We start from the raw sequence: 26836 nt of genomic DNA, 5'->3' as shown, positions 1-26836 counted from the left end.
GGGCCGCGGCCCGATCACGTGAAATGATCCCCCCATGCTTCGTTGGCTAACCGCAGGTGAATCGCACGGTGAGGCGTTGGTCGGGATCCTTGAGGGGCTCCCCTCCGGCGTCGCCATCACCTCCACGGACGTTCAGGACGCCCTCGCGCGCCGCCGGCTCGGGTACGGGCGCGGCGCGCGGATGAAGTTCGAGCAAGACGCCGTGCGCATCCTCGGCGGCGTCCGCCTCGGGCTGACCCAGGGCGGACCGATCGCGATCGAGATCGGCAACTCCGAGTGGCCCAAGTGGGTCGACGTGATGTCGGCCGACCCGGTCGCCGACCCCGTGCTGCTCAACCGGGCGCGCAACGCGCCGCTGACCCGGCCGCGGCCCGGGCACGCCGACCTCGTCGGGATGCGCAAGTACGCCTTCGACGACGCCCGGCCCGTGCTCGAGCGCGCGTCGGCCCGCGAGACCGCCACGCGGGTGGCACTCGGCACCGTCGCGGCGGCCTTCCTCGAGCAGGTCGCTGGCATCCGGCTCGTCTCGCACGTCGTCGCGATCGGCCCCGTCGCCGTGCCCGACGGCGCCGACCTGCCGTTGCCCGAGGACGCGATCTTCCTCGATGCCGACCCGGTGCGCTGCGCCCACGCCGCGACGTCGGCCGCGATGGTCGCCGAGATCGACGACTGCCAGAAGGCGGGGGACACCCTGGGTGGGGTCGTCGAGGTGCTCGCCTACGGCCTGCCGTCGGGGATCGGGAGCTACGTGCACGCGGATCGGCGGCTCGACGCGCAGCTGGCCGGGGCGCTCATGGGCATCCAGGCGATCAAGGGCGTCGAGGTCGGCGACGGCTTCCGCACCGCGACGCGCCGCGGCTCGGCCGCGCATGACGAGATGGAGCGCGACGGCGCAAGCGGCCAGATCCGCCGCCGGTCCAACCGCGCGGGCGGCATCGAGGGCGGCATGTCCAACGGCGAGATCCTGCGGGTCCGCGCCGCGATGAAGCCGATCTCGACCGTGCCGCACGCGCTCGCGACGGTCGACACGGCGAGCGGGGAGCCGGCCACGGCCCAGCACCAGCGGTCGGACGTGTGCGCGGTGCCGCCCGCCGCCGTCGTCGCCGAGGCCATGGTTGCGCTCGTGCTCGCACAGGCGCTGCTGGAGAAGTTCGGCGGGGACTCGGTCGGCGAGGTGGCCCGTAACGTGCGGGCGTACCTCGCGGCGATCCCGGAGCTGCAGCGCTAGCCAACGGCAAGCCCTGGCTGTCATAGGTAGGCACCTAATGGGTATAGGCTTGTGCCTATGGCCCGCATATCTCTCTCCGCCGCGGCGATCATCGCCGGCGCCGCGGACCTGGCCGACGAGGCAGGCTTCGACGGCGTGACGCTGTCGGCGGTCGCGCGCCGCCTCGGCGTCCAGACCCCCAGCCTGTACTCGCACGTCCGCGACCGCGCGGCACTGCTGGACGGCATTACCGCGCTCGCGCTCGCCGAGCTGTCCGACCGCGTCGCAGTGGCGATCGCCGGGCGCTCGGGGCGGCTCGCGCTGCACGGCTTCGCGCAGGCGCACCGCGAGTTCGCGCAGGCCTCGCCCGGCCGCTGGCAGTCGCTCGAACGGCGAGCCGGACCTGCCGCCGTCGAGTCCGGCGCAGCGCGCACCTTCGTCGCGCTGACCGACGCCGTGCTGCTGGGCTACGGCCTGCCGCCGGGGGAGCAGGTGCACGCCACCCGCCTGATCGGCGCCACGATCAACGGCTTCCTCACCCTGGAACGCATCGGCAGCTTCGACCACAGCCAACCTGGCCCCGAGGACTCCTGGCGACGCGCCCTCGACGCGCTCGACGCCCTCCTGCTGGTGTGGCCGACCGACTCTCCCGACAGGATCCAGCCATGACAACAACGCCGATCACGACCCCCCTCACCGCGCCGATGCTCCACGGCGCCGCCGAGGTGGAGCTCACCGCCCGGGGGCTGCGCCCGCACCGTCTGCCGGCCTGGGTGCGCGCCCAGTACCCGGACCCGCAGCTGCTGATGATGGAGGGGCAGCCCTCCGGGGTCCGCCTCGTGCTGTCGACGGCGGCCCGCACGATCGAGCTCGTCTCGCACCCCTCCCGGCTCACCTACGTGGGCGTGGACCGGCCGCGGGGGAGCATCGACCTGGTGGTCGACGGCGCGTTCGTCGCGAGCGACCTGCTCGTGGGCGGCGACGCCGTTGAGGCCAACCTCCAGACCGGCGCGACGGCGTTCCATCCCGGCCCCGCGTACGCGACGAGATTCCGCGGGCTGCCCGCGGGCGAGAAGCGGGTCGAGCTCTGGCTGCCCCACAACGAGTCCATCGAGCTGATCGAGCTGCGCACGGACGCACCGGTCCGCCCGGTCGAGCCGACCCGCCCGGCCTGGATCCACCACGGCAGCTCGATCAGCCACGGCTCGAACGCGAGCACGCCGACCCAGATCTGGCCGGCCGTCGCCGCGCTCCAGGGCGGCGTCGAGCTGCGCAACCTCGGCTTCGGGGGCTCCGCGCTCGTCGACCCGTTCCTCGCGCGCGTGATCCGGGACGCCCCGGCCAACCTGATCAGCGTCGCGCTCGGGATCAACGTGGTGAACCTCGACCTGATGCGGCTCCGCGCTTTCGTGCCCGCGATCCACGGCTTCCTCGACACCATCCGCGACGGTCACCCGACGACGCCGCTGGTGCTCATCTCACCCCTGTTCTGCGGCATCCACGAGGACACGCCCGGGCCGGGCGCGTTCGACCCGGCGGAGCTCGCCGCCGGCCGCGTGCGGTTCATCGCCACCGGCCGCAGCGAGGACCAGGCGCAGGGCAGCCTCACCCTGCGGGTCATCCGCGAGGCGATGGCGTCGCTCGTCGAGCGCCGGGCCGACGACCCGAACCTGCACTACCTGGACGGGACCGCCCTGTACGGCGAGGCGGACGCCGTCGCGCTGCCGCTCTCGGACGCGCTGCACCCCGACACCGCCACCCACCGCCTCATCGGCGAGCGCTTCGCCGCCTATGCGTTCGCGACGGACGGACCGTTCGGAGCGCGCTGAGCGGGGTCTTCGACGGCGCCGGTTGCGGCGAGGTCGTCCTTCCTCGGCGAAGTAGTCCTTCCGCGGTGAAGTAGTCCGTCAGGAAGGACTGCCTCACCGCGGATGGACTACTTCGGCGGGTCGCGACCGGTGGTTCGCTACCGTTCACCTCATGAGCGACGACGTGCGTAACGTGCTGACCGCCCTCTCGAGCATGACCGAGCACTGGCAGCCCCACCGGCTGACGAGCATCAACGACTACGACCTCAAGGTCGTCAAGATCCTGGGCGAGTTCGTGTGGCACACGCACCCCGACACCGACGAGCTGTTCCTGGTGCTCAGCGGAGAGCTGACGATCCAGCTTCGCGACCGCGATGTGGTGCTCGGGCCCCAGGATGTGTTCGTGGTGCCACGGGGCGTCGAGCATTGTCCGAGAGCTACAGCCGAGGTGCAGGCGCTCCTCATCGAGCCCCAGGGGACGGTCAACACCGGGGACGCCGGCGGCGACCTGACCTCGCAGCTGCGCGAACTCGATGCACCGTGAGAGTCCGCCACCGCGACCAGGACCCGTCGATCGACCCCTCGGCGTACATCGCGCCGACGGCCGTGCTCGTCGGCGACGTGCGCGTCGGAGCGGGCGCGCGGGTGCTGCACGGCGCCGTCGTCACCGCCGAGGACGGCTGGGTGACCATCGGGGCGGACACCGTGATCATGGAGCAGGCCCTCGTCCGCGGCCGCGCGGGCCACCCGGCAGTCAACGGCTCGGCTGTCATGGTCGGTCCGCACGCGCACGTGAACGGCGCCACCGTCGGCGACGAGGCCTTCATCGCGACTGGGGCGTCGCTGTTCCCGGGGAGCCGGATCGGGGCCGGCGCCGAGGTGAGGATCAACGGCGTCGTGCAGGTCAACACGGTGGTTCCCGCGGGAGCGGTCGTTCCGATCGGGTGGGTCGCGGTCGGCGACCCGGCGAGCATCCTGCCGCCCGACCGGCACGACGAGATCTGGGCGATCCAGCGCACGCTCGACTTCGGCGGCACCGTGTACGGGGTCGGGCCGGACGTCTCGATGCGCGAGCTCATGCGCCGCCAGTCAGCCTTCTACGGCGAGCACACCCGCGACACCGTCATCGACGAGTAGCCGCCCCGAGAGTCCGCTCGGCCCCGTGGTCAGCTCTCCCGCCGGGTCAGGCCCTCCAGGTAGGCCTGCACGACGGCGGTGTCCTGGTCGCCGAGGCCCGCCGCGGTCAGGGCGGTGAAGACGTCCCGGAGCACGTCGAGCTGCGGGGTCGCCGTGCCGGTCAGGCGCGCCTCGTCGGCGGCGAATCGCAGGTCCTTGACCATGAACTTCGCCGGGCCGGACGGGCTGTGGTCGTGCTCGGCGAAGCGCGTCTTCTTCACCTCGAGGATGCGGCTCGCCGCGTACCCGCCGCCGAGCAGGTCGAGCATCGCGGCGACGTCGAGCCCGGCGCGCTCGGCGATGACCGATGCCTCCCCGAGCGCGAGGACGGTCGCCGCGACGATGAGCTGGTTGCATGCCTTGGCGACCTGCCCCGCCCCGAGCGGCCCGAGGTGGACGGCCCGGCCGGTGGCCGCGAGCACGGCGAGGGCGGGCGCGACGTCGTCGGCCTGCCCGCCCACCATCACCGAGAGCGTGCCCGCGACCGCGCCCTCCTCGCCGCCGCTCACGGGCGCGTCGACGAGGCGCGCGAGCCCGCCCGTCTCGGCCCGGACCCGCGCGTCGAGCGCCCGGACGCCCGCGGGCGACACCGTCGAGCTGATCACGACCCGCAGCGGCTCGGCGACGCCCGCGAGGAGGCCTTCGGCGCCGGCCAGGAGCGCCTCGATGTCGGGCAGGTCGGGCAGCATGAGGACGACGACGTCGACCCGGCCCGCGAGCTCCCGTGCGGTCGGGTGCCACGTGGCCCCGGCGCCGACGAGCGCGGCGGCGGACTCCGGCCGGCGCGCGGTCACGTGCAGCCGGTGGCCGGCCCGCAGGATGTGCCCGGCCATCGGGGCGCCCATGACCCCCAGCCCGACGAAGCCGACGGCGTGGGGGCGGGGCAGGTCAGGCGGCAGGCTCATCCCGCGCACGCTAGCCCAGCCGGCCGCGCAGCCCGTTCGTGGTCGGCTCTCACAACCGACGCCCTCTTGATCGGTCGGCACCGAGCGCCGACGATGTGGTGACGTGAACGATGTGGTGACGTGAACTCAGACGAGAGGCTCCCCGTGTCTTATCAGGCCTACCTCGACGCGATCGAGACGAAGACGGGTCGTACGCCGCAACAGCTCCTCGACGAGGCCGCAGGTCGCGGCTACGGCCCGGAGACGAAGGCGACGGAGTTCCTCGCCTGGCTCAAGGACGAGTACGACGTCGGCCGTGGCCACGCGATGGCGCTGTACGGGGTGCTCAAGAACGGCCCGACGGCGCCGGTCAAGCACGTCGGCTCGGCGGGGAGTCACCGCGACGAGAGCCTCGAGCTTCGACTGGACGGCATCGCGGCCCGATAGGCGCTCGTCCCGCCCACGTCAGTGGAGCAGCTTGAGGCCGAGGACGCAGCCGACGATGCCGACGAGCAGCGCCACCTTGAGCACGGAGAACGCCTCCTCGCCGGTCAGCATCGCGTAGGTGACGGTCAGGACGGCGCCGATGCCGACCCAGACCGCGTAGGACGTGCCGACCGGCAGGGAGCGCATCGCGTAGGCCAGTCCGGCCATGCTCAGCGCGAGGGCGGTGACGAAGGTAGCCACCGCCGCCGGGCGTGTGAAGCCCTCGGACTTGCCGAGCGCGGTTGCCCACACGGCCTCGAGGATGCCGGACAGGACGAGCACGATCCATGACATGACGGTCTCCACCTCGTGGCCGTCTTGTCGCCCTCCGGGTACGGCTCCCTCGTCCGGTCGCCCCGTGCATTGCGGGCCTCTCGGACGATGTCACACGCCCGTCGCGTGAGCAAGCCGCACCCATCCGGGCGGCGGCCGGCTCCGAACTCCCCGTGTCAGCAGCATCCCGACACGAGGTGGCCTGCGGTGTCGGCCGGATATGGAGTCCTCATGCGTGCACGTCGTCCCCACGCCAAGGTCGGCACGACGCTCTTGGCCGCCCTCGCGGGCGTGCTGGCCGCCGCGACCACCCTCGCGGTCGCGCAGCTCGTCGCCGTGGTCGTCGCGCCCCAGGCGGCGCCCCTGATCGCCGTCGGCGGAGTCTTCATCGACGCGACGCCGCCGGCGCTGAAGGACTTCGCGATCGCGACGTTCGGGACGAACGACAAGCTCGCCCTTCTGGTCAGCATGGCGGTGGTGATCGCGCTGGTCGCAGCCGTCGCCGGCGTGCTCGCGCGCCGCCGCTGGGCGCTCGGGGCCGGCGTCGTCGTCGTGCTGGCGGCGGTCGGCGCGGCCGCGGCGGTGACCCGGCCGAGCGCGTCCGCCGTGGCGGTCGTCCCGAGCCTCGTCGGCGGCGCCGTCGGGCTCGTCGCGCTGCGCGTCCTCGTGTCCCGACTGCCCGGGGCGCGCCGCGCGGCCGAGGGCGATCGCGACGTACCGGATCGCACCGCGCCGGATCGCGACGTACCGGATCGCGCCGCGCCGGGTGCCGATCGCGGCCTCGGCCGCCGGTCCTTCATCGCGGCGGCCCTCGTCACCTCGGCCGTCGCGGCCCTGGCCGGGGTGGGAGGCCAGGTGCTCGGGCAGGCGACGCGGACCGTCGAGGCCGCCCGGCGAGCGCTCCGGCTGCCGACGGCGTCGCGTCGGGCCGCCGCGCTGCCCGCCGGGGTGGAGTCCGGCGTCGTCGGCGCAGCGCCGTTCGTGACCCCCAACGGCGACTTCTACCGGATCGACACCGCGCTGGCCGTTCCCCAGGTCGACGTCGACTCGTGGCGCCTGCGCGTGCACGGACTCGTGGAGGAGGAGATCGAGATCTCCTTCCAGGATCTCCTCGACGCGGACCTGATCGAGTCCTGGGTGACGCTCACCTGCGTGTCCAACGTCGTCGGGGGAGACCTGGCCGGCAACGCCAAGTGGCTCGGGCTGCCGGTCCGCGAACTGCTGGCCCGGGCCCGGCCGACGGCCGACGCCGACATGGTGCTGTCCACCAGCATCGACGGCTTCTCCGCGTCGACCCCGCTCGCGGCGCTGACCGACGACCGGGACGCGATGCTCGCGATCGGCATGAACGACGAGCCGCTGCCCGCCGACCACGGGTTCCCGGTGCGCATGGTCGTCCCCGGGCTGTACGGCTACGTCTCCGCGACCAAGTGGGTCGTCGACCTCGAGGTGACCCGATTCGCCGATGCCCGCGCGTACTGGACCGACCGGGGCTGGTCGGAGAAGGGGCCGATCAAGACGGCGTCGCGCATCGAGGTTCCCCGCTCGTTGGACCGCGTGCCCGCCGGGCAGGTCGCGATCGGGGGCACCGCGTGGGCCCAGCAGCGGGGCGTCACGGCCGTCGAGGTCCAGGTGGACGACGGCGACTGGGCCGCGGCGACGCTCGCGACCGAGGCCTCGATCGACACCTGGCGGCAGTGGTCGTTCGTGTGGGACGCGACCCCGGGGTCGCACCAGCTCACGGTCCGCGCGACCGATGCCACCGGGGAGGTCCAGACTGCCGATCGCGTCGACACCGTGCCCGACGGCGCCACCGGGCAGCACTCGATCGTCGTCACGGTGGAGTAGGCGAGCGAACCGGCCGAGGCCGGGGCTTACCTCGCGCCGGCCTCGGTCACTATCCTGCCGTGATGGCTGATCTCGAGGACGTCCAACGGCTGGTGAACGCGCTCCCCGGCGTCGCCGAGGGCGAACGCCGCGACCACCGGAGTTGGCTCGTCGGCGGGAAGGTGTTCGCCTGGGAGCGGCCGTTCAGCAAGGCCGACCTCAAGCGTTACGCGAGCGCCCCCGTGCCCGAGGGGCCGATCGTCGCGCTCGTCACGGACGGGCTCGAGGACAAGGAGGCCCTGCTGCAGGCGCACCCGACGTTCTTGTTCACGATCTCCCACTTCGACAACTACGCCGCGGTCCTGCTGCAGCTGGAGTACGCCGACGAGGCGCAGCTGCGCAGGGCGCTGGAGGACGCGTGGCTGGTCAGCGCGCCCGCGGACCTCGCCGAGCGGTTCCTCGCCGAGCGGGAGGAGTGATCCCCGCTGCGTGGTCCGCTCACGATGCTCGAGCGCGGCGGTAGACGAGGTGGGTGACCTGCGGCGTCGTCCGGCTTGAGACCGGCGCCATCGCCAGGTCCGGCACGCCGTCGAAGACCCGGAGCCCGCCGGCGACTGTGAACGGCACGACATGCAGCCGCAGCTCGTCGACCAGGCCAGCGGCCAGGTAGGCGTTCAGGGTGCTCGGGCCGCCGCCGATCGAGACGTCGCCGTCGCCGGCCGCGTCGCGGGCGCGCTCGAGCGCGGCCTCGATCCCGTCGGTCACGAAGTGGAACGTGGTCCCGCCCGCCATCGTCAGCGGCGGCCGGGGCCGCGAGCCGAGCACGAAGACGGGCGCGTGGTACGGCGGCTCCGGCCCCCACCAGCCCTGCCACCCCAGGTCCCACGCGCCCCGATCGGGCCCGAACATGTTCCGGCCCATCACGTAGGCGCGGGCACGAAGGATCCCCGCCACCTCGTCCGCGTGGTCGTCAGCGTGCTCGAACATCCAGGTGTGCAACCGTTGCCCCACGACCGCCCCCATGGGGTGCTCCTGTGACTGGTCGTGACCGGCGGCGACCAAGTTCAACGAGACCGCGATGTCGGCAGTGACGAGGCTCATGCCGAAAAGATACGTTCAGTGCATGGCCGAACCGAAGACCCGACCCACGGACCGAGACGTCACCGAGTTCCTCGACGCGGTGGCGCACCCTCGACGGCGAGCGGAGGGTCACGTGCTCCGTGAGTTGATGGAGCGCGTGACCCAGCAGCCGGCGGTGATGTGGGGGCCGACGATGGTCGGATTCGGCTCGACGTCGCACACGAACACGCTCGGCACCAACAACTGGTTCGACGTCGGATTCTCGCCCCGCACGCCGGCCCTGACGATCTACGGCATCCACAACGCCTACGAGCCGGACAACCCGCTGCTCGCCGAGCTCGGCCCGCACACCACCGGAAAGTCGTGCGTCTACGTGAAGCGGCTCGACGCCATCGACCTCGAGGTGCTCGAGCGCCTCGTCGGCGACGCCTGGCGGGCGTTGCACGGCTAGCTGTCGCCCGGGTCCCTGCCGGCCTGCTGCCTCAGGGCTCCCTGTCGTGGGTTTGTGCACAGGTCGGGTTGCGGGGTGGGGTGCGTGTGGGTGGTCCGTCCTAGTCTGTACACATGTTCGAAGCGAGCGATGACGAGGTAACGGGGGTCCCAGCGGGGGCCGGGCTGGCGGTCGCGGGCGCCACCTCGGCGGCCGACACGTCCACGGGCGTCACATCGGCGGGCGCCACCGCCACGGGTGTCATTGCGCCGGCGTTCTCGGTGGATGTGGCGTTCGGGGTGTTGCTTGGGCGGGTGTTCGCGGAGGCGGGGGCGGCGTTGGCGCAGGCCGCGGCCGCGGGGTCCTGCATCGCGGGGCCGATCGATCAGGTCGCGTTGGCTACGGCGTTGATGGACCAGGTGCCGGGCTCGCCGTTGGTGGAGCTGCTTGAGGGTCTGTGCCCGGGGGATGTGCATGATGCGGTGTTGATCGAGGCGATCGCCGCCTGGGAACGTGTGACGTCGTTGGCTGCGGCGCGGCAGGGCGAGATGATCGCCGAGCTGGCCCGGCGCCGGGATGCGCAGCGGTTGGGTGAGTTCGTGGGTGATGAGGTCGCGTCGGTGCTGGTGATGTCCCGGTCGGTGGCGGAGGCGAAGGTCAGCCTCGGGACCTCACTGGCGGCCTGGCCCGCGGTGAATGAGGCGTTGGCGGCTGGGGTGATCGATCACCGCAAGGCCACCGCCCTGGTCGACGGCGTCGGGCACCTCGACGACGACGCGGCCGCGGCTGTCCTGGACGCGGTGCTGCCGGTCGCGCCGGGGTTGACGGTGCCGGCGTTGAAGGCGCGCCTGCGCAAGGTCGAGCTGACCGTGAACCCGGCCGCCGTCGCCCAGCGGCGCGCCCGCGACGCCGCGGACAGGTATGTGCGGGTCAGCCCGGCGCCGGGGGTGATGGCGTGGTTGACCGCGTACCTACCCGCTAAGGACGCGATGACCGTGTTCACCGCGATCGACGCGATCGCCGCCTCCGCCGACCCCGCCGACCCACGCGGTGTGGCGGCCCGGCGCGCGGACGCCCTGACCGACCTCTGCGCCGACATCCTCGACAACGGCATCGCCCCCACCACCGCACTACCCGGCACAGCGGGACAGGAGCCCGGTCAGGCGGGTCAGGCCGGTCAGGCGGGTCAGGCGGGTCAGGCTGGCGGGACGCTGAAGACGGAGCATGGGCGTCGACCGCACCTGCAGGTGACCGCGGCTGCGACGACGTTGTTGGGGTTGGATGAGGTGCCGGGGGAGCTGGCCGGGTACGGGCCGATCCCCGCGGATCTGGTGCGGGCGATCGCGGCGGACGCGACGTGGCGGCGGATCTTCACCGACCCCGCCACCGGGTGTGTGACGGGGATCGGGCCGCGCGGGTACCGCCCCGGCGCCGACCTGACCGGCACCGTCCTGGCCCGGGACAGGACGTGCACGTTCGTGGGGTGTCGGATGCCGGCGTGGCGGTGCGACCTGGACCACCGCGACCCCTACGACCACGACCACCCCGATCTCGGCGGGCAGACCTGCGCGGAGAATCTGCACTCGTTGTGTCGTCACCATCATCGGGCCAAGACGTACGGCGGCTGGCGCCCCGACCTCGACACCTCCACCGGCGACACGTGGTGGACCTCACCGACCAAGCACCGCTACAAGCGGCCCTCCGTCGACGTCAACCCCGACCCGCCGCCACCCGACCGGCCCTGGTTGCACACACCCCAGCCCGACGACCCACCCTTCTAGCCGAGCCTGACCCGGTTCCGGACACCGAGTCTGAGGCTGTCCGACGACCTCTGAACCTAGGAATCAGAACCCTGCGAATCTGAACCCTGGAATCAGCCAGCTACGCGCTGATCGGCTCGGCTGCGGGGACCGCGCTCGGCAAGAGGGAGAGGATGTTGTCGAGCACGAGGGCGCGGTCGAACTGCAGCGCGTGCGCTCGGGACCGTGCCTCCATCTCCGCCCGTTCCTCGCCGGACATCGCGATGACGCGGTCGAGCGCCGCCGCGATGGCGTCCGGATCGGCGACCGGCACGAAGATGGCGGTGTCGCCGACCGCCTCGCCGATGCCGCCGGTCTCGGTCGTGATGACCGGGCCGCCGCCGGAGAGCATCTTCTCGACCAGTGCGATCCCGAACGTCTCGACGAACTCGGGCCGCGGCTTGCTCGGCAGCGCGTACGCCACGCAGCCCGCCATGAGGTGCGCCTTCTCCTCGTCGTCGACGTCGTCGAGGAACAGAATCTGCCCGGCGGCCGGCGACGCCGCGGCGAGCTCGCGCAGCCGGCCCGCGTCCGGGCCGCTCCCGGCGACCACGAGCCGCAACGACCGGCGGGCCGCGCTGCGCTCGAATCCGGCGATCAGGTCGTCGACGCCCTTGGCGTGGGCCAGGCGGGACAGGAACAGCACGTACCCGTCGCGCTCAAGCCCGCGCCGCGCAAGAGCCGCGTCGCCCTCGGCCTGGTCCAGGCCCAGGTAGGCCGCGACGTCGATGGCGGGGTACGAGACGTGCACACGCTCCTGGCATCGTGCCGCGAACGTGGTGCCGTGCCGCGCGTCGATCTCGGCCGCCTCGGAGAGAATGAGCTCGCGGGTGTACTGCGAGACCGCGAGGCAGACGTCGTGGGCGAGGTAGTTGGCCAGCACGTGCGCGGCCGCGCCCCAGCGCCCGTCCTCGAGGCAGGACCGCACGACGTTCGTGACGTCCGACCCGACCGCCTCCGCGACGGTCGTGACGTTGACGGGCAGGCCGGTGCTGCGCGCGACCCGCACGGCGTCGGCCACCGCGACCGCGTGCGGGCTCAGGTACAGGGACAGGCAGACGGTCGGGACGCCGTCGGTGAAGAGCTCGACCAGGCGGCCGGTCAGCCCCGCGAGGTAGCGCCCGTCGGGCACCTTGTAGTCGCCGACCGGTGCGGGGCGCTCGACGACGATGCCGTCGCTGTAGGGCAGCACGCGGTCCAGCGGCTTGAGCGGTAGCCCGGTCTCCAGCAGGCGGTCGATGGGCCAGGTGAGGATGCGGACGTCGTCGAAGCCGCGGTCGAGCGCGGCCTCGGCGAGGTTGCGCGCCTCGCCCGAGTGCCCGCAGATCACCGGGTCGGCGCGGACGACGATCACCAGGCGGTGGGTCGGTGGACGGGTCATGTCGCTCCGGTGTGTGGGGAGGGCGGCCTCTGTGAGGTCGACGGTGGGCGGATCTCAGTGCCCCAGCGGCTCGGAACCGGCCCGAGCTCGATGTGCAGGAGTCCGCCGCGGTGCAGCTCGGTGCCGGTGAGCCAGCTGCGTTCGAGCGGGGCGCCGTCCAGCCGGACCGACTGGACGTACTGCGCCGGGCTGCCCGGCACGGGTTCGACGAACCCCGAGGTGGCGATCGTGAACGCCGCGGCGCCGACCTGGATCCGCGACTCGCGCCACGCGGGGGTGTTGATCAGGAACAGGTTCTGCCCCGCGACGGGGAACAGCCCGAGCGTCGCCCAGACGTACCAGGAGCTCAGGCCGCCCGAGTCGTCGTTGCCGGGCAGCCCGCCGCGGCCCGTCGCGAACTGCTGCTGGACGACGGCGTGCACGACCTCGGCGGTCCGGTCCGGCCGGCCGGCGTACTGGTAGGACCAGGGCGCCTCCATGTCCGGCTCGTTGTTCAGGCCCTCGAACCGGTTGAGCGCGTAGCCCCGTGCCATCTCGTCGATGCCCGGTCGCACGCCCGGCTGCGTCACGGCGTCGGCCCCGAAGCCGAAGAACTGGTCGAGCAGGGCCACGAACGCGTCGTCGCCGCCCGCTAGCGCGATCCGCGCCGCCATGTCGTGGACGAGGCGGAACGAGTAGTTCCACTTGCCGCCCTCGTAGAACGTCGAGTCCTTGAGCAGCCCGGTCGCGGCGTCGAACGCGTTCGCCCAGCGCGCGGCGAGCGGTGCGAACTCCGCAACCAGCGCCTGGTCGCCGACCTGCGCGGCGACCACCGACGTGCACCAGTAGCCGAACGCGAGGTCGAGGGTGTGGCTGATCGGGTGGACCTCGCCGCGCAGGAGGAAGTCCTCGCCGTACATGCGGCGCAGGTCGTTGTGCATGTGCACGAGCGCCCAGTCCCAGTCGATCCCGAGCCCCAGCTGGCACAGGTCGGCGAGGAAGGTGTGTGCGAGCGCGCTGCCCTGCCGCGAGAACTGGTCAGCCCCGCGCGCCATCCGGTAGCCGATCGGCAGGTTGCCCTCCTCCTCGGAGATGTACAGCAGCGCCTGCGCGAGCTCGCACGCGCGCTCGGGCAGCAGCGTGGTCAGCAGCGGCAGCTGGGTCCGGTAGATGTCCCACATGGTCGCGATGTCGTACGCGAACGGGCCGCTCGCGGGCCAGAAGGGGCTCTCGCCGGGCGCGAGGCAGGGCTTGATGAGGGAGTGGTACAGGGCGGTCGCGAAGACGGTCTGCCGGTCGGTCGACGGGGAGTCGACGCTGATCGCGCCGAGGTGCTCGCGCCAGGTCGCCGCCGTCGCGGCCCGCCGGTCCTCGAAGCTCGACGGCCCCGGCCCGCAGTCGGCGTAGAGGTTCTCGCGTGCCTGCTCGACCCCCCGCAAAGAGAAGCCGAAGCGCAGCTCGACCACCTGGCCGGGCTCGGTCGGGCCCGCCCACATGAGGCCGAACGGGCGCAACGTCGTCGGCCGGATGTAGTCGAAGTCGAGCCGGGTCCCGCCGGGCATCAGCCGGCGGTCGTACCAGAGCATCTGCCGCCACTGGGGCGTGTCGCACTCGACGTGCACCGCGAGCGGCGCGCCCTCCACGACGATCTCGCCCTGCGCGATCCCGGGGCCGACGGCATGCAGGTGCGCGCGCAGCGGGACGGTCGTCCCGAACGGGATCGACAGGCCGCCGAGCGAGAAGTCGACCACCACGCGCGCGTCGCGGTGGCTCGGGAACGTGTAGCGGTGCACCGCGCTCTTGGGCCCGACGGTCACCTCGCAGCGGATGCCCGAGGCGAGCGTCGCCGAGTAGGAGCCCGGCGCGGCGCTCTCGGCGTCGATCTCCCACAGCTCGCCGAGCGCGTCGAGGGGCTGGAGCATCGGGGTGACCCGGAAGTAGTTGTAGTACTTGCGGATCGCGCCGGTGCCGGACTGCTGGAAGTGCGTGAAGCCGGACGCCAGCTGGCGCTCGTGCAGCTGCGTCGGGACGCCCTCGGTGACCAGGTCGTACTTGCCGTAGCCGGTCGGGTAGGCACCCGAGTACGCGCACGCGGAGACCATGCCGAGCGGATAGGTCGCGCCCGGGTGGGTGTTGCCGATCGATGGCTTGGGCCACCACCAGCTCGCCGCCAGCCCGGTCCGTTCGGGCAGGTCGGTGACGTCGGTCCCGATGAAGGGATCGACGCGGTCGATCATCGGCCGGGTCCCGCGCGGCGGGGGAGACCGGACGTCCGGCGTGGCCTGCTGTCCGCGATCATGGCAGGACGGTACGAGCCCTGTGTGTCCGGCGCGTTACGGCTGGCTGGACGAACGCCGGGCCGCGACCAACGCGTGGTCGCGGCCCGGCGTCGTGCAGCGCAGGATCAGACGAAGTTGAACACGCTCTGGAGCAGGATGAGCGTGAACACGGTGCCCGCCTTGAGCAGCGTGATCGCGAAGATGTCCTTGTAGGACTGCTTGTGCGTCAGGCCGGCGATGCCGAGCAGCGTGATGACCGCGCCGTTGTGGGGCAGGGTGTCCATCCCGCCGGAGGACATGGACGCGACGCGGTGCAGCAGCTCGGGGTTCATCCCGATCCGGTCGGCCCAGTTGAGGTAGTACTCGCCGAAGGTGTCGAGCGCGATGCTCATGCCACCCGAGGCCGACCCGGTGACGCCGGACAGCACGTTGACGGTGACCGCCTCGGACAGCAGCGGGCTGCCGCCGGAGTTGATGCCGGTGAGCGAGGACCCGATCGACTGGAAGCCGGGCAGCGACTTGATGACGTTGCCGAACCCGACCTCGGACGCGGTGTTGAGCACCGCGAGCAGCGAGCCGATGGCGCCGAGGTTGATCGCCTTGGCGACGTTGCCCTTGATGCCGCGGGGGTTGATGACGAACGCCAGCAGGATGCCGACGACGAGCGCGACCATGAGCGCCCAGTTGTTCTGGGTGCCGACGACGCCGTCGGGGAGCATGTTGTACGGCGGCTGCGTGACCTCGGCCGTGACGTCCCAGTTCGGGAAGATGAACTTCTGCAGCACGAACGTGACGACGAGCACCGCGAGGAGCGGCACGGCCGACAGCCACGGGTTCGGCAGGTAGCGGTCTTCCTGGATCTCGGGCTCGTTCGTGTGTCCCAGGCCGTAGCCCTCGCCCTTGGCCTGCGCGGACTTGCGCCGGCGCTCGAGGTAGAACATGCCGATCACGAGGATCATGATCGCGCCGAGCGTGCCGAACACCGGGGCGGCGTACAGGTCCGTGTTGAAGAACTTCATCGGGATGGAGTTCTGGATCTGCGGGGTCCCCGGGAGGGCGTCCATCGTGAAGGTGAAGGCACCGAGCGCGATCGTGGCGGGCACGAGGCGCTTCGGGATGTCAGCCTCCTTGAAGATCGAGGCTGCGAACGGGTACACCGCGAACGCGACGACGAACAGGCTCACGCCACCGTAGGTCAGCACCGCGGCGGACAGCACCACGGAGAGCATCGCGCGCTTGACGCCGAGCTTGTTCACGATCGCGCGGGCGATCGACCGGGCGGCCCCCGACTCATCCATGACCTTGCCGAAGACGGCACCCAGGAGGAAGAAGGGGAAGTAGACCTTGACGTAGTTCGCGAGGCTCGGGAGGAAGATCTCCGTGTACGTCGGCAGGATCGACAGGCCGGAGAACACGGCCGCCAGGATCGCGAGCACCGGCGCGAAGAAGATCACCGAGAAGCCTCGATAGGCCAGGAACATCAGAAGCCCGAGGGCCAACAGGATACCGACTACACCCACGTGTGTTTCGCCTCCATCACATTCGGTCATGCTTGAAAAAGGACGTGCGTCACCGCGAGCGCAGTGCCGGTACAGCGCGCGACGGCAGGCGCGGATCCGTTTCTTGGAGCGCGTCGCGGGTAAAGGTGAGGCGAGTTCGAAGTTGTGCTCGGGCAGACAGCAGCGTCTAACAGGTGCTCAGCAGGGAAGACTGCGAAGGCGATCGGGCGTGCAATGCACGCGAAAGCTCGTGCGCTGTCGAGCGACTTTCGTGCTGTCGGTCGAACAACGAATCGGTGAGGCCGTCGCTTCTGGCTCCGCGTCACGCGGCCGCTGGGCGGCGGCAGAATTAACGGTAGCAGCCAGATCTTACTTTCCCACCATCGCCGTTGCGGGCGGGTGGGCACCTCACGAGCTTTGCTCCGACAAACTGCAGCGTCCGCCGATGCACCAGTTTTAGGGATGCGCGCGGTCCGCGAGCGGGACCTTCGTCCCCCGTTCACATTCGGGTCGCGGGCCCCGAAGGGCGGTTCCCGGCAGTCGGGCGAGCTCGCCGCGGCCGCGGCGCCCTGCTGTCTCTCGGCGCCCGCGCGGCCGGCGACGACGGCGCGCCCCCGGGCCGTTGCTCCGTCCGGGTGACACGTCCTCGAGTCGGGAGCGGGCCCGGTTCGAGGAGCCGCCGGTATGGGAGCGTTTCCATGGCCGGGCCTGCTCCCGGGCCGGCCTCCGGGTGGGTCGCTGTGCGAGTTTCGAGCAGTTTCGTACCCGGCACCAGCACCCAGCAGCGGGCAGACCGGACGTGGTTCGTCGCCGTGCGCCGTGCCCGCGCGGGCGCACCGGCCGGCCGCCGGAGCGGGTGTCCGAGCCGGCGGACGCGGCCTCGAGTCGCAGGTCGCGGCCGGTATCTGCCAGCCGGTCGCGGGGGTCTGCGGGCCCGCCCTCGGCGGACGCGCACCGGGGCATCGCGCGCCGCTGCGGCGCCCGGGCGGTGCCCCGGTGCGGCGCGCGGGCCGCAAGTCGTCCGGGCTCTAGGTCCCAGACGTCCCCCGTCAACGCCGAAATCGGGTGCTACCTTCAAAATGCGGGGCCAAACAGGTTGCAGCCGCCTGCCCGCGCAATTCCTCATCTATCGATCGAGATCAACGAAGACCCCCATCGCTTAAGACGTACAGGAAGAGGATTTGTGCTCAAGGTTAAGGTCCTGTCTGCCCTCGAGGCCGTCGCGTTGATTCCCGACGGAGCCTTCGTGGGGGTCACCGGTTTTGCCGGCGCGGCATTCGCCGAGGTGATTGCCGCGGCGGTCGAGGACCAGTTCCTCGCGACGGCGCATCCGCGCGACCTTTCGCTGATGTTCTGCGCCGGGGTTGGTGACGGCAAGACCAAGGGCACCAACCACTTCGGCCATGAGGGCCTCGTTCGCAAGGTCATCGGCGGCCACTGGAATCTCGCCCCGAAATTGGGTCAGCTCGCCGTCGAGAACAAGATCGAGGCCTACAACTTCCCGCAGGGCACCCTGACGCAGCTGCTGCGCGACTCAGCCGCCGGCAAGCCCGGGACCGTCTCGAAGGTCGGGCTCAAGACGTTCGTCGACCCGCGGGTCGAGGGCGGCAAGCTCAACGCGATGACGACGACGGACCTCGTCGAGGTCGTCGAGCTCGGCGGCCAGGAGTGCCTCTTCTACCACGCGGTGAAGGTCGACGTCGCGATCATCCGGGCGACCTCGGCCGACGAGAAGGGCAACCTGAGCATGGAGCGGGAAGCCGTGACCGTCGAGACCCTGTCGATGGCGCAGGCCGCGAAGAACAATGGCGGGATCGTCATCGCGCAGGTCGAACGACTGGTCAGCGCCGGTTCGCTCGACCCGCGCACGGTCCGGGTGCCCGGCATCCTGGTCGACGCCGTCGTCGTCGTCACCCCCGAGCAGCAGTGGCAGACGTTCGTCGAGCCGTACAGCGCCGCGTTCAGCGGTGAGGTGCGCGTGCCCCTGACCGGGCTCGCCCCGATGGCCCTCGACGAGCGCAAGATCATCGCGCGCCGCGCTGCGCTGGAGCTCACGCCCGGCGACGTCGTCAACCTCGGGATCGGCATGCCCGAGGGCGTCTCGCTCGTCGCGAACGAAGAGGGCACCGCGGGCGAGATCACCCTGACGGTCGAGGCGGGGGGAGTCGGCGGCATCCCCGCCGGCGGCATGAACTTCGGCGCGTCGACCAACGTCGAGGCGCTCCTGGACGCCCCGTACCAGTTCGACTTCTACGACGGCGGCGGCGTCGACGCGGCGTTCCTGGGCCTGGCCCAGATGGACCGCAGCGGCAACATCAACGTGAGCAAGTTCGGCCCGCGGATCGCGGGCTGCGGCGGCTTCATCAACATTACGCAGAACTCGAAGAAGGTCGTGTTCTGCGGGACCCTCACGGCCGGCGGGCTGAAGATCTCGGTCCAGGAGGGGCGCGTGACGATCGTGCAGGAGGGGCGCTTCCGCAAGCTCCTCGACGCGGTCGAGCAGATCACGTTCTCGGGCGACTACGCCGTGAGCGTCGACCAGCCCGTGCTCTACGTGACCGAGCGCGCCGTCTTCCGGCTCACGCCGGCCGGCGTCGTGCTGACCGAGATCGCCCCCGGCATCGACCTGCAGCGGGACGTGCTCGATCAGATGGGCTTCGCGCCGATCGTGTCGCCGGACCTACGGCTGATGGACGCCAAGATCTTCGCCAACGTGCCCATGTACATCGCCGACGAGGTCAACGCTGCCGACCCGGAGGACGAGAGCCTGCTCGCCGCCCTGCGCTGACTCGGGCCGGCCGCGAGCGGCCGTCCGTGCGGGTCCGGCGCCGGCGAACACGACGCGGCGCTGGACCTGGTAGCTCACCGCCCACAGCGCGGCCTCGGTCAGCACCTTGGCCGGCAGGAGCGCAAGCCCCAGCTCGGTCAGGGCGGTGAGCAGGGCGAAGTTCGCGGCCAGCAGGGCCGCGACCAGCGCCCAGTAGCGCGCGGCCGCGACCCTGACGGGCGCCTGCGCGTCGCGGTCGAAGACAAGGGCGCGGTTGATCAGGAAGTTCACGCTCGCGCTGAGCGCGCGCGCGCCGAGCACCGCCGGGAGCAGCGAGTCGGAGCCCATGGCCGCGACGAGGGCGAGGACGGCGACGGTGTCGACGACGAACGCCGCGACCGACGAGAGCGCGAACTTCGCCAGCGGCGCGTAGATCCGCAGCGAGTCCAGCACCGGGCGAAAGTGCGACGACGCGTTGCCGGCGAGGTAGATCGTCGCGATCTCGACCTCCTCGACCGCGTAGCCGGCGCCGGCGGCGTGCAGCAGGAGGTTGAGCTCGTACTCGAAGCGATCGCCGTCGACCGTCGCCAGCCACGGCAGCATCGCGGCGGGGTAGGCGCGCAGCCCGGTCTGCGTGTCGTGCAGCCGGACCCGGGTGACCAGCCGGAACGCGACGGCGGTCGCGGCGTTGCCGAGGCGGCTGCGCGGGGGGACCCGGCCCGTGAACCGGCGCGACCCGAGCACCATGGTGCGCCCCGACGGCTCCACCCGGCCGGCCACGCGCAGGATGTCCGCGACGTCGTGCTGGCCGTCGCAGTCGGCGCACACGACCGCCTCGCCGGGGAAGGCGCGGGCGGCGTGGCGGAAGCCGGACTTCAGCGCGCTGCCCTTGCCGCGGTTCGCGGCGTACCCGATGACGGCGGCCCCCCGCGCGCGGGCGGCGGCGAACACCTCCGTGTACGCGCTGCCGCTGCCGTCGTCGACGACCACGACGTGCAGCTGCGGCGCGGCCCGCCGGATCGATTCCACGAGGCGCACGAGCCGGTCGTCGGGCTCGTAGGCGGGGATCAGCACGATCATCAGGAGCCCGCGATGTACAGGATGTCGGAGGTGCCGCGCTCGGTGCCCGTCCCGAGCGGGACGTTGACGACCTCGCCGTCGTAGTACATCGTCGACGACCCGCCGCCGTCGATGTTGTACGCCGTCGTGCAGCCCAGCCCCTGCATGATCGAGGCGAGCTCGGGGAGCGTGACGCCCTTGCTGTAGCCGGGGCTGCGGCCGTCGACGACGACGAACACGACGTGCCCGTCGTCGGTCACCCCGACGGCGGTGCGGGGCTGATCGCCCTGGATCGAGTGGTAGCCGACGTTGGTGTCGACCTCGACGCTGTCGATCCCGTCGACCACCTCGCCGTCGCTGAGCAGGGCCGGCCCGAACGAGAGCGTGTTCCAGACGCCGTCGGCCACGAGGTCCGCCGCGGTCGTGGTCGTCTCGTCGTAGACCTCGACGGTGCCGTCGCGGTAGAAGGCGAGGCCCTCGCGCGCGCCCTCGTCGCGGTAGACGACGCCGTTGCGGATCACGATCCCGGTGTCCCGGAAGCCGTAGTAGTCGCCGTTGATCGCGAACACCGCGTCGTTGTCGGCGGCGATGTCGGACGTGTTCTCGGTGATGTTCTCCCCGAAGGAGTCCTGCGCGAACGCGGACCGCAGCGCGGTGGCGTCGCCGAGCACGATGTCCGCCACGTAGTACGTCACGGTGTCGTCGCCGCTGCCGGTGGTGACCGTCGTGATCGTGACGTCCGAGTCGGCGGAGACGGCCGCGCCCGACTCCTGCGTGGTCGTGCTCGCCGCCTGCTCGGACTCGTACGCGCTGACGTCGGCGATCTCGACGTGCTCGACCACGAAGCGGTCCAGCGCCCACACGGACGCGCCGGCGGTGGTCACGGACAGGGCGAGGGCGCCGGCGATGATCGTGCGCCGGACCCTCCTGCGGGGAGTGCGGAGCGGCGTGCGTCGGAACCAGCGGCGGGGCGTGCGTCGAGGGGGCATGCCCCAGTTCTAGGCGCGCGGTCCAGGCCCGCGCCGTGAGCCGCCCGTGGGCCGGCTGTGCACCCGCCCGACCCCTCGCCGAGTGCGACCCTCTAGCGCTCGCGCGGACCTGGCAAAGCCCGCATCGTCGCACTCGGCGAGGGGGTGGAGGGGCGCGGGTCGAGGGGGATGACCCAGGGGGAGCCCGTGACCGGGTCGGGGATGACGCGGCACGCCAGCCCGAAGACCTGCTCGACCAGGATCTCGGTCACGACGTCGCTCGGCGGGCCCTGCGCGACGACGTCGCCGTCGCGCATCGCGATCAGGTGCGTCGCGTAGCGGGCCGCGTGGTTCAGGTCGTGCAGCACCGCAACGAGGGTGCGGCCGTGCTGCTCGTGCAGCTCGCGGCAGAGGTTGAGCACGTCCATCTGGTGGGCGAGGTCGAGAAACGTCGTCGGCTCGTCGAGCAGGAGGATCGGCGTGTCCTGGGCCAGCACCATCGCGAGCCAGACCCGCTGGCGCTGGCCGCCGGACAGCTCGTCCACGAGCCGGTCGGCGAGGTCCGTCGTGCCGGTGGCACGCATCGACCGGGCGACCGCGTCCTGGTCGGCCGCCGACCACTGGCGCAGGAAGCGCTGGTGCGGGAACCGTCCCCGGGCCACGAGGTCGACGACGGTGATCCCGTCGGGCGCGAAGGGTGACTGCGGCAGCAGTCCGAGCAGCCGAGACGTCTGTTTCGCGGGGCGGGACCCGATCGGCGCGCCGTCGAGGAACACCTCGCCCGCGCGGACGGGCAGGAGCCGCGCGAGCGCACGCAGCAGCGTCGACTTGCCGCACGCGTTCGGCCCGACGATCACGGTGAACGAGCCGTCGGGGACCTCGACGTCGAGCCCCTCGCTGACGGTCCGGTTGCCGTAGGCGAGCGTCAGGCCTCGTGCGTGCAGCCGTGGTTCGGCGCACGTGGCGGCCTCGGGCGTGATCGTCATGGCTAGACCTTCCGGGTGGTGCCGAGGAGCCAGAGCAGGTAGACGCCACCCAGGACGCCGGTGGCCAGTCCCACGGGGACCGACCAGGCGAAGGGGAGGTGCCGCGAGGCGAGGTCGGCGCCGACGAGGAGCGCCGAGCCCATCACGGCGCCGGACAGCAGCGGCGCGCCCGGCGCCCGGTTCAGGCGCCGGACGAGCTGCGGTGCGGCGAGCGCGACGAAGGCGATCGGCCCCGCGGCGGCGGTGGCGAGTGCGGTCAGGCCGACGCCGATCACGATCAGCGCGAGCCGCGACCGCTCGACGCGGACCCCGAGCTGGGTCGCGGTGTCGTCGCCGAGCTCGAGCAGGTCCAGGCGGCGGCTAGCGGCGGCCGCGGGCGGCGCGAGCAGCACGAACGCGATCAGCACCGGCAGCGCGTGCTCCCAGCGGCGCCCGGCCAGGGAGCCCTGCAGCCAGATCTCGGCCTCGAGCGCCTGGTCGAGGCCCACCCGGGTCAGCAGGAGCGCGTTGATCGCCGCCAGGAAGGCGCCGACCCCGATGCCGACGAGGATCAGGCGGTAGCCGCCGCCGGACCGGCGCGTCATCGCCAGCAGGTACACCGCGGCCGAGCACACGAGCCCGCCCCCGACGGCCCACGCGGCCACGGCGAGGGGACCGCCGTCGAACAGCACGATCTGCACGATCGCGCCGGTCGCCGACCCGGCGGTCAGGCCGATGATGTCCGGCGAGCCGAGCGCGTTGCGCGAGATGGACTGGAAGATCGCGCCGGCCATCCCGAGGCAGGCCCCGACGAAGATGCCGGTGACGAGGCGCGGCAGCCGGATGCCGAGCACGACGCGCTCGGCCGTCTGGTCGACGACGCCGGTGCCCACCAGCGCGGCGAGCACCTCCCCCGCAGTGAGCTCGATCGTGCCCTGCGTCATGGCGACGACGCCGAGCGCACACGTCAGCGCGACGAGCGCGGCGCACACGACGACGGAGCGCGGCCGCCACCGCCACGACCACCGGCCGCGGCGGTAGACCCGGCCGGGCAGGCGCGGGTCGTCCTCAGGCGCGGTCCGGCGCGGGTCGCTCTCGTGCGCGGTCCGGCCCGTCGCGGCGCTCACAGCGTCGCGATCCGGCGCCGGCGCACGAGGGCGACGAACAGCGGGGCGCCGATCAGGGCGCTCACGACGCCCGTCTGGACCTCGCTGGGAAGGGCCACGACGCGACCGGCGACGTCGGCCCCGAGCAGCACGACCGCGCCGAGCAGCATGGAGTACGGCAGCACCCACCGGTGGTCGGGGCCGACGACGAGGCGCGCGACGTGCGGGGCCGCGAGGCCGATGAAGGAGATCGGCCCCGCGGCGGCGGTGGCCGAGCCCGCGAGGACGACGACGCCGGCGGCGCTGAGCAGCCACGTGCGGCGCACCGAGACCCCGAGCGCCGTCCCCGCGTCCGCCCCGAGCGCCAGCGCGTTGAGCGAGCCCGACAGGCCCTGCGCGAGGACGAGCCCCGCGACGATGAGCGCGCCGGTCGGCGCGAGCACGTCGAACCCGCGGCCCTGGAGGCTGCCGACCACCCAGAAGCGGTAGAGGTTGAACACGTCGGGGTAGTTGACGGTGACCGTGCCGGTGAACGCCGCCAGCACGACGGCGACGGCGGCCCCGGCGAGCACGAGCCGGACCGGGCTGGCGCCCCGGCGGAACGCGCCGCCGAGCCCGTAGACCGCCGTCGCGGCCGCGGCGCTGCCGAGCAGCGCGAACCAGAGGTACGCCGCCGGGTCGGTCACCCCGAACGCCCCGATCGCGACGACCACGACGGCGGCCGCCCCCGCGTTGATCCCGAGCAGGCCGGGGTCGGCGAGCGGGTTCCGCGTGAGCGCCTGCATGAGCGCGCCGGCGGCCCCGAGCGCCGCCCCGACCAGGAGGCCGAGCAGCGTGCGGGGGAGCCGGAGCGTGCGCACGATGAGCTGCCCGTCGTCCGTCGGGTCGAAGTGCACGAGCGCGTGCCACGCGGAGGCGATCGGGACGGGTCGGGACCCGACCGCGAGGCTCGCGAGCAGGAGGACGGCGAGGAACCCGAGCGTGACGGCGAGCCCGAGCGCCCGGCGGCGCGCCCGGCCCGAGCTCACGCGGCGAACAGCGTCTCGACGAGATCGACGATCAGGCTGGCGCTGAAGTAGTCGATGCGAAACGAGTCGTCGCCGAGCGCGTACACCTGGCCGGCCGCGACGGCCGGCGCGTTCGCGAGCACCGGCTCGGCGAGGAGTGCCTCGACCTCGGTGTCGGAGCCGCTGACCACCAGGACGGTCTCGCCGGCGAGCGCGTCGACCGTGTTCTCGAGCGAGACGAAAGCGAAGTCGGTGCGAGCCTGCTCGCTCGTGTCCAGGGCGTCGTCGGCCCCCACCACGTCGAAGCCGAGCGAGGCGAGCAGCTGCCCGTGCGAGCCGTTCGGCTTGGCGAACGCGGTGTCGCCGCCGTCGCCGCGGAACACGACGGCGTTGGTCGTGCCGGCGGGCACCGTGATCGCGTCGCGCACCTCGGCGAGGCGGGCGTCGAACGCGCTCACGGTCGCGGTGGCGTTCTCCTCGAGCCCCGTCGCCACGCCCAGCTGGGCGGCCATGTCCTGCCAGCTCGCCGCGCTGTAGTCGAGCGCGATCGTCGGCGCGATCGCGCTGAGCGCGTCGTACTGGTCGGCCGTCGCGTCCGCGCCGGTCGTCGAGACCACGATCAGGTCGGGCGCGGCCGCGATGATCGCCTCCTCGTCGTACTCGAGGTTCGGGTACAGCACCTCGACGCCCCGCTCCTGGGCGACGTCGGCCCACCACGCGAAGAAGCCGACGTCGCCCGACTCGCCGCTCGGGGTGCTCGCGGCGCTCGCCGTGACGGGTGCATCGATCGAGAGCAACGTCCCCGTCAGCGTGAGGGAGGTCGAGACGATGGTCGTGGGCTGCTCGTCGATGACCGTCTCGCCGAGGGCGTGCGTGATCGTGCGGGGCCAGGCCCCCGCCGGGTCCTCGGCCGCCGGCGTGCCCGCGTCGCTGGGGCTCGCTTGCGTCGAGCAGGCGGTCGCCGTGAGGGCAAGCGCCCCGATCAGGGCCACGAGGCGGTAACGGCGGGGCGCGAGATGCATGGCGGGTCCTTCGGCGGGTGGCTGCGGGGCCGCGTCGAACGCGCGGCCGGAGTTAGGTTAGCCTCACCTCATGCCGCACCCCAAGACGTTGGTCCCGTGTTGACCGCCGTGGCGGCCGGGAGGCTCGACCCGGGCGACGAGCTCGAGCACCTGCGCACGGCGCTGCCGGGGCTCGACGTCGGGTCCGACGCGTGGTGGCTCGCGGCCGCGGCGCAGGGCACCCCCCTGCGTGGCGTGGACGCCGGACGGCTCGAGGTCCAGGTGTTCGTGGCCAGGGACGAGACGTCGGCCGCGGTGTATCTCGACCTCGTCGGGCTGACCGACCGCGGCGACCTCGACGCCGGGACGATGGCGCGCCTGGCGGGCACGGACGTGTGGTGGGCGGCGTTCGCGGTCGAGCCCGGCTTCGTCGGCTCGTACTCGCTGATCCCGCTCGGCGAGCCCCTGCGGTCCCCGGCGGCGCGCGACACGCCCGCCGCGCGGCGCTGGTGGCTCGCCGTGCTGACCCACTCGATCGCCGACCCGCTCAACCGCGGCCCGGTCTACCGGGCCGCGCGCAACGAGGCGCGGTCGGTGCTCGCTGGCTCGCGCGCCGAGCTGGCCGCCGAGCTGGCCGCCGAGCTGGCTGCCGGCCCGGACCGTGCGGCCGCCGGTGAGCTCACCGCGGCGACCTGGGACCGGGCCGACGGCGTGCGCGCCCACACCGTCTGGCTCTGGGTCCCGCCCGGCGAGCACGCCGAGCCGCTGCCCGTCGTCGTGCTGTTCGACGGGCAGGTCTGGGCGCAGGGGGTGCCGGTGGCCCCGGTGCTGGCGGGCCTACGGACCCGCCCGCTCGTCGTCGTGCTCGTCGGCTCGGGTACGTCGGCCGAGCGTGCTGCTGACCTGACCTGCGACGACGCCTTCGTCGACGCGCTCGCGGACGACCTGCTGCCCGGTCTGGTGGCCGAGCTGCTCGCGGCGCGCGGGCTCACGGCGACGGCGAACCCGGCCCTGACCGCCGTCGCCGGGCAGAGCTACGGCGGTCTCGCGGCGCTGCACTGCGCGGCTCGCCGGCCGGACCGGTTCGGCCTCGTGCTGAGCCAGTCGGGCTCGTTCTGGTGGCCCGACGCCGCCGCCGGGCCGGGCGGCCGGATCGGGCAGTGGCTGCTCTCCGCGCCGCCGCGCGCGACCCGCACCGTGCTGCAGGTGGGCACCTACGAGGGCACCCTCGCCGACGCCAACCGGGAGATCGCGGCGCTGATCGGAGCGCGGGGGGAGTGGTTGCAGGTCACGGAGGTCGGCGGGGGGCACGACTGGGCCTGGTGGCGCGCCCGGCTCGCGCCCGGCATCGAGGCGTTGTTCGCGCCGTGAGGTCACGGCCTCGGCGCGGGTCTCCGCCCGGGGCTCCGGCCGGAGCCACGGCTCACCAGCCGGTGCGACGGGCATGCACCGCGAGCCCGCCGAGGCCGACGGCGACGGCGCCGAACACCGCCTGGAGCACGCTGGGGCCGACGAACGGGATCTGCACGCCGAGCTCGAGCGCGAGCAGGCCGCTCGCCGCGAGCACCGCCGTCGGCGCGAGCGGTGCGCGCCGCCACGCGAGCCATGCCGCGGTGGCCGACGGCACCGCGACCGTGGCCGCCAGCCAGACTCCCGGCAGGACCCAGCTCGTCAGGCCGAGCGGGGCGAGGTCGGTCACCGGCGGTGCCACGGTCCCGGTCACGAGCTGGGCCGCGCCGACCACCCCGCCGATCGCGACGAGCGACTCGGCCGTGATGAACGTCCGACGGTGCGGGCACGGCGCGGCCGCGGGGAGCACGGATCGCAGGAAGGTGTCGATCATGATCGTCGCCCC

At 72.6% G+C, this 26836-nt stretch carries 25 protein-coding genes and 1 riboswitch; of the genes, 12 read left to right on the top strand and 13 right to left on the bottom strand.

Features of this window, described 5'->3' with window-relative positions; translation table 11 throughout:
• The first annotated feature begins 34 nt into the window (after window positions 1–34).
• The 5 genes from aroC to J4E96_RS11410 all read left to right on the top strand — a co-directional run bounded on the left by aroC (window position 35) and on the right by J4E96_RS11410 (window position 4152).
• A complete protein-coding gene (gene aroC / locus J4E96_RS11430) occupies window positions 35–1228 on the top strand; it encodes a chorismate synthase (protein ID WP_227422236.1) in 1194 nt (397 codons plus the stop codon).
• Between the two features lie 57 nt (window positions 1229–1285).
• Entirely contained in the window at window positions 1286–1876 is a 591-nt protein-coding gene (locus J4E96_RS11425) for a TetR/AcrR family transcriptional regulator (protein WP_227422235.1), read from the top strand.
• Window positions 1873–3036, top strand: a complete 1164-nt coding sequence (locus J4E96_RS11420; protein ID WP_227422234.1) for a GDSL-type esterase/lipase family protein — start codon at window positions 1873–1875, stop codon at window positions 3034–3036. Before J4E96_RS11425 ends, J4E96_RS11420 begins: the two co-directional genes overlap by 4 nt.
• Window positions 3037–3187: 151 nt before the next feature.
• Complete coding sequence (locus J4E96_RS11415; RefSeq protein WP_227422233.1) at window positions 3188–3559, top strand: cupin domain-containing protein; 372 nt, start codon at window positions 3188–3190, stop codon at window positions 3557–3559.
• Window positions 3556–4152, top strand: a complete 597-nt coding sequence (locus J4E96_RS11410) for a gamma carbonic anhydrase family protein (RefSeq protein ID WP_227422232.1) — start codon at window positions 3556–3558, stop codon at window positions 4150–4152. The genes J4E96_RS11415 and J4E96_RS11410 overlap by 4 nt, the downstream gene beginning before the upstream one ends.
• A 29-nt stretch (window positions 4153–4181) precedes the next feature.
• On the opposite strand, the gene J4E96_RS11405 is transcribed toward J4E96_RS11410, so the two are convergent.
• Window positions 4182–5096, bottom strand: a complete 915-nt coding sequence (locus J4E96_RS11405; RefSeq protein ID WP_227422231.1) for an NAD(P)-dependent oxidoreductase — start codon at window positions 5094–5096, stop codon at window positions 4182–4184.
• Between the two features lie 144 nt (window positions 5097–5240).
• On the opposite strand from J4E96_RS11405, the gene J4E96_RS11400 reads away from it, so the two are divergent.
• Window positions 5241–5522, top strand: a complete 282-nt coding sequence (locus J4E96_RS11400) for a DUF4287 domain-containing protein (protein WP_227422230.1) — start codon at window positions 5241–5243, stop codon at window positions 5520–5522.
• A gap of 18 nt (window positions 5523–5540) precedes the next feature.
• Here J4E96_RS11400 and J4E96_RS11395 read toward each other — a convergent pair whose 3' ends face one another.
• The gene (locus J4E96_RS11395) at window positions 5541–5855 is read right to left on the bottom strand and encodes a DMT family transporter (RefSeq protein WP_227422229.1); all 315 of its coding nucleotides are present in this window, start codon (window positions 5853–5855) and stop codon (window positions 5541–5543) included.
• Window positions 5856–5870: 15 nt separating this feature from the next.
• Window positions 5871–5936: riboswitch (guanidine-III (ykkC-III) riboswitch) on the bottom strand.
• A 129-nt stretch (window positions 5937–6065) separates the two neighbouring features.
• Here J4E96_RS11395 and J4E96_RS11390 point away from each other — a divergent pair.
• On the top strand, window positions 6066–7682 hold the full coding sequence (locus J4E96_RS11390; protein WP_227422228.1) for a molybdopterin-dependent oxidoreductase: 1617 nt from the start codon (window positions 6066–6068) through the stop codon (window positions 7680–7682).
• Window positions 7683–7744: 62 nt separating this feature from the next.
• A complete protein-coding gene (locus J4E96_RS11385; protein WP_227422227.1) occupies window positions 7745–8140 on the top strand; it encodes an MmcQ/YjbR family DNA-binding protein in 396 nt (131 codons plus the stop codon).
• Between the two features lie 19 nt (window positions 8141–8159).
• Here the strand turns inward: J4E96_RS11385 and J4E96_RS11380 are convergent, their stop codons facing one another.
• On the bottom strand, window positions 8160–8762 hold the full coding sequence (locus tag J4E96_RS11380) for a dihydrofolate reductase family protein (RefSeq protein WP_227422226.1): 603 nt from the start codon (window positions 8760–8762) through the stop codon (window positions 8160–8162).
• 22 nt (window positions 8763–8784) lie between these two features.
• On the opposite strand from J4E96_RS11380, the gene J4E96_RS11375 reads away from it, so the two are divergent.
• The gene (locus J4E96_RS11375) at window positions 8785–9192 is read left to right on the top strand and encodes a DUF1801 domain-containing protein (protein ID WP_227422225.1); all 408 of its coding nucleotides are present in this window, start codon (window positions 8785–8787) and stop codon (window positions 9190–9192) included.
• Window positions 9193–9305: 113 nt separating this feature from the next.
• Window positions 9306–10952 (top strand): HNH endonuclease signature motif containing protein, encoded by a 1647-nt coding sequence (locus tag J4E96_RS11370; protein WP_227422224.1) that lies wholly within the window; start codon window positions 9306–9308, stop codon window positions 10950–10952.
• Window positions 10953–11052: 100 nt separating this feature from the next.
• Here J4E96_RS11370 and J4E96_RS11365 read toward each other — a convergent pair whose 3' ends face one another.
• The 3 genes from J4E96_RS11365 to J4E96_RS11355 all read right to left on the bottom strand — a co-directional run bounded on the left by J4E96_RS11365 (window position 11053) and on the right by J4E96_RS11355 (window position 16129).
• Window positions 11053–12351: a glycosyltransferase gene (locus J4E96_RS11365; protein WP_227422223.1), complete on the bottom strand. Its 1299-nt coding sequence runs from the start codon at window positions 12349–12351 to the stop codon at window positions 11053–11055.
• Window positions 12348–14567 carry a glycoside hydrolase domain-containing protein gene (locus J4E96_RS11360; protein WP_227422222.1) on the bottom strand — a complete coding sequence of 740 codons (2220 nt, stop codon included), beginning with the start codon at window positions 14565–14567 and terminating at the stop codon, window positions 12348–12350. Before J4E96_RS11360 ends, J4E96_RS11365 begins: the two co-directional genes overlap by 4 nt.
• A gap of 167 nt (window positions 14568–14734) precedes the next feature.
• Window positions 14735–16129 carry a GntP family permease gene (locus tag J4E96_RS11355; protein ID WP_227422221.1) on the bottom strand — a complete coding sequence of 465 codons (1395 nt, stop codon included), beginning with the start codon at window positions 16127–16129 and terminating at the stop codon, window positions 14735–14737.
• A gap of 1162 nt (window positions 16130–17291) precedes the next feature.
• Between J4E96_RS11355 and J4E96_RS11350 the strand changes: the two genes are divergently transcribed.
• On the top strand, window positions 17292–18896 hold the full coding sequence (locus J4E96_RS11350; RefSeq protein WP_227422220.1) for an acyl CoA:acetate/3-ketoacid CoA transferase: 1605 nt from the start codon (window positions 17292–17294) through the stop codon (window positions 18894–18896).
• Here the strand turns inward: J4E96_RS11350 and J4E96_RS11345 are convergent.
• The 6 genes from J4E96_RS11345 to fepB form a co-directional block, all read right to left on the bottom strand.
• Complete coding sequence (locus tag J4E96_RS11345; protein ID WP_227422219.1) at window positions 18789–19955, bottom strand: glycosyltransferase; 1167 nt, start codon at window positions 19953–19955, stop codon at window positions 18789–18791. The genes J4E96_RS11350 and J4E96_RS11345 overlap by 108 nt on opposite strands.
• Window positions 19955–20923 (bottom strand): phosphodiester glycosidase family protein, encoded by a 969-nt coding sequence (locus J4E96_RS11340; RefSeq protein ID WP_227422218.1) that lies wholly within the window; start codon window positions 20921–20923, stop codon window positions 19955–19957. The genes J4E96_RS11345 and J4E96_RS11340 overlap by 1 nt, the downstream gene beginning before the upstream one ends.
• Before the next feature lie 92 nt (window positions 20924–21015).
• Entirely contained in the window at window positions 21016–21888 is an 873-nt protein-coding gene (locus J4E96_RS11335; RefSeq protein ID WP_227422217.1) for an ABC transporter ATP-binding protein, read from the bottom strand.
• A 2-nt stretch (window positions 21889–21890) separates the two neighbouring features.
• On the bottom strand, window positions 21891–22994 hold the full coding sequence (locus tag J4E96_RS11330; RefSeq protein WP_227422216.1) for a FecCD family ABC transporter permease: 1104 nt from the start codon (window positions 22992–22994) through the stop codon (window positions 21891–21893).
• Complete coding sequence (locus J4E96_RS11325; RefSeq protein ID WP_227422215.1) at window positions 22991–24001, bottom strand: FecCD family ABC transporter permease; 1011 nt, start codon at window positions 23999–24001, stop codon at window positions 22991–22993. The genes J4E96_RS11330 and J4E96_RS11325 overlap by 4 nt, the downstream gene beginning before the upstream one ends.
• On the bottom strand, window positions 23998–25002 hold the full coding sequence (gene fepB, locus J4E96_RS11320; RefSeq protein ID WP_227422214.1) for a Fe2+-enterobactin ABC transporter substrate-binding protein: 1005 nt from the start codon (window positions 25000–25002) through the stop codon (window positions 23998–24000). The genes J4E96_RS11325 and fepB overlap by 4 nt, the downstream gene beginning before the upstream one ends.
• Window positions 25003–25098: 96 nt before the next feature.
• On the opposite strand from fepB, the gene fes reads away from it, so the two are divergent.
• A complete protein-coding gene (gene fes / locus J4E96_RS11315; RefSeq protein WP_227422213.1) occupies window positions 25099–26352 on the top strand; it encodes an enterochelin esterase in 1254 nt (417 codons plus the stop codon).
• Window positions 26353–26404: 52 nt separating this feature from the next.
• Here fes and J4E96_RS11310 read toward each other — a convergent pair whose 3' ends face one another.
• Entirely contained in the window at window positions 26405–26824 is a 420-nt protein-coding gene (locus J4E96_RS11310; protein WP_227422212.1) for a hypothetical protein, read from the bottom strand.
• Between the last annotated feature and the right edge of the window lie 12 nt (window positions 26825–26836).

The sequence above is a fragment of the Pengzhenrongella sicca genome (assembly GCF_017569225.1).
In the GTDB taxonomy this organism is placed as follows: Bacteria; Actinomycetota; Actinomycetes; order Actinomycetales; family Cellulomonadaceae; genus Pengzhenrongella; species Pengzhenrongella sicca.
Note: the sequence above shows the minus strand (reverse complement) of the source record. Positions and strands in the feature narration are given on the sequence as shown.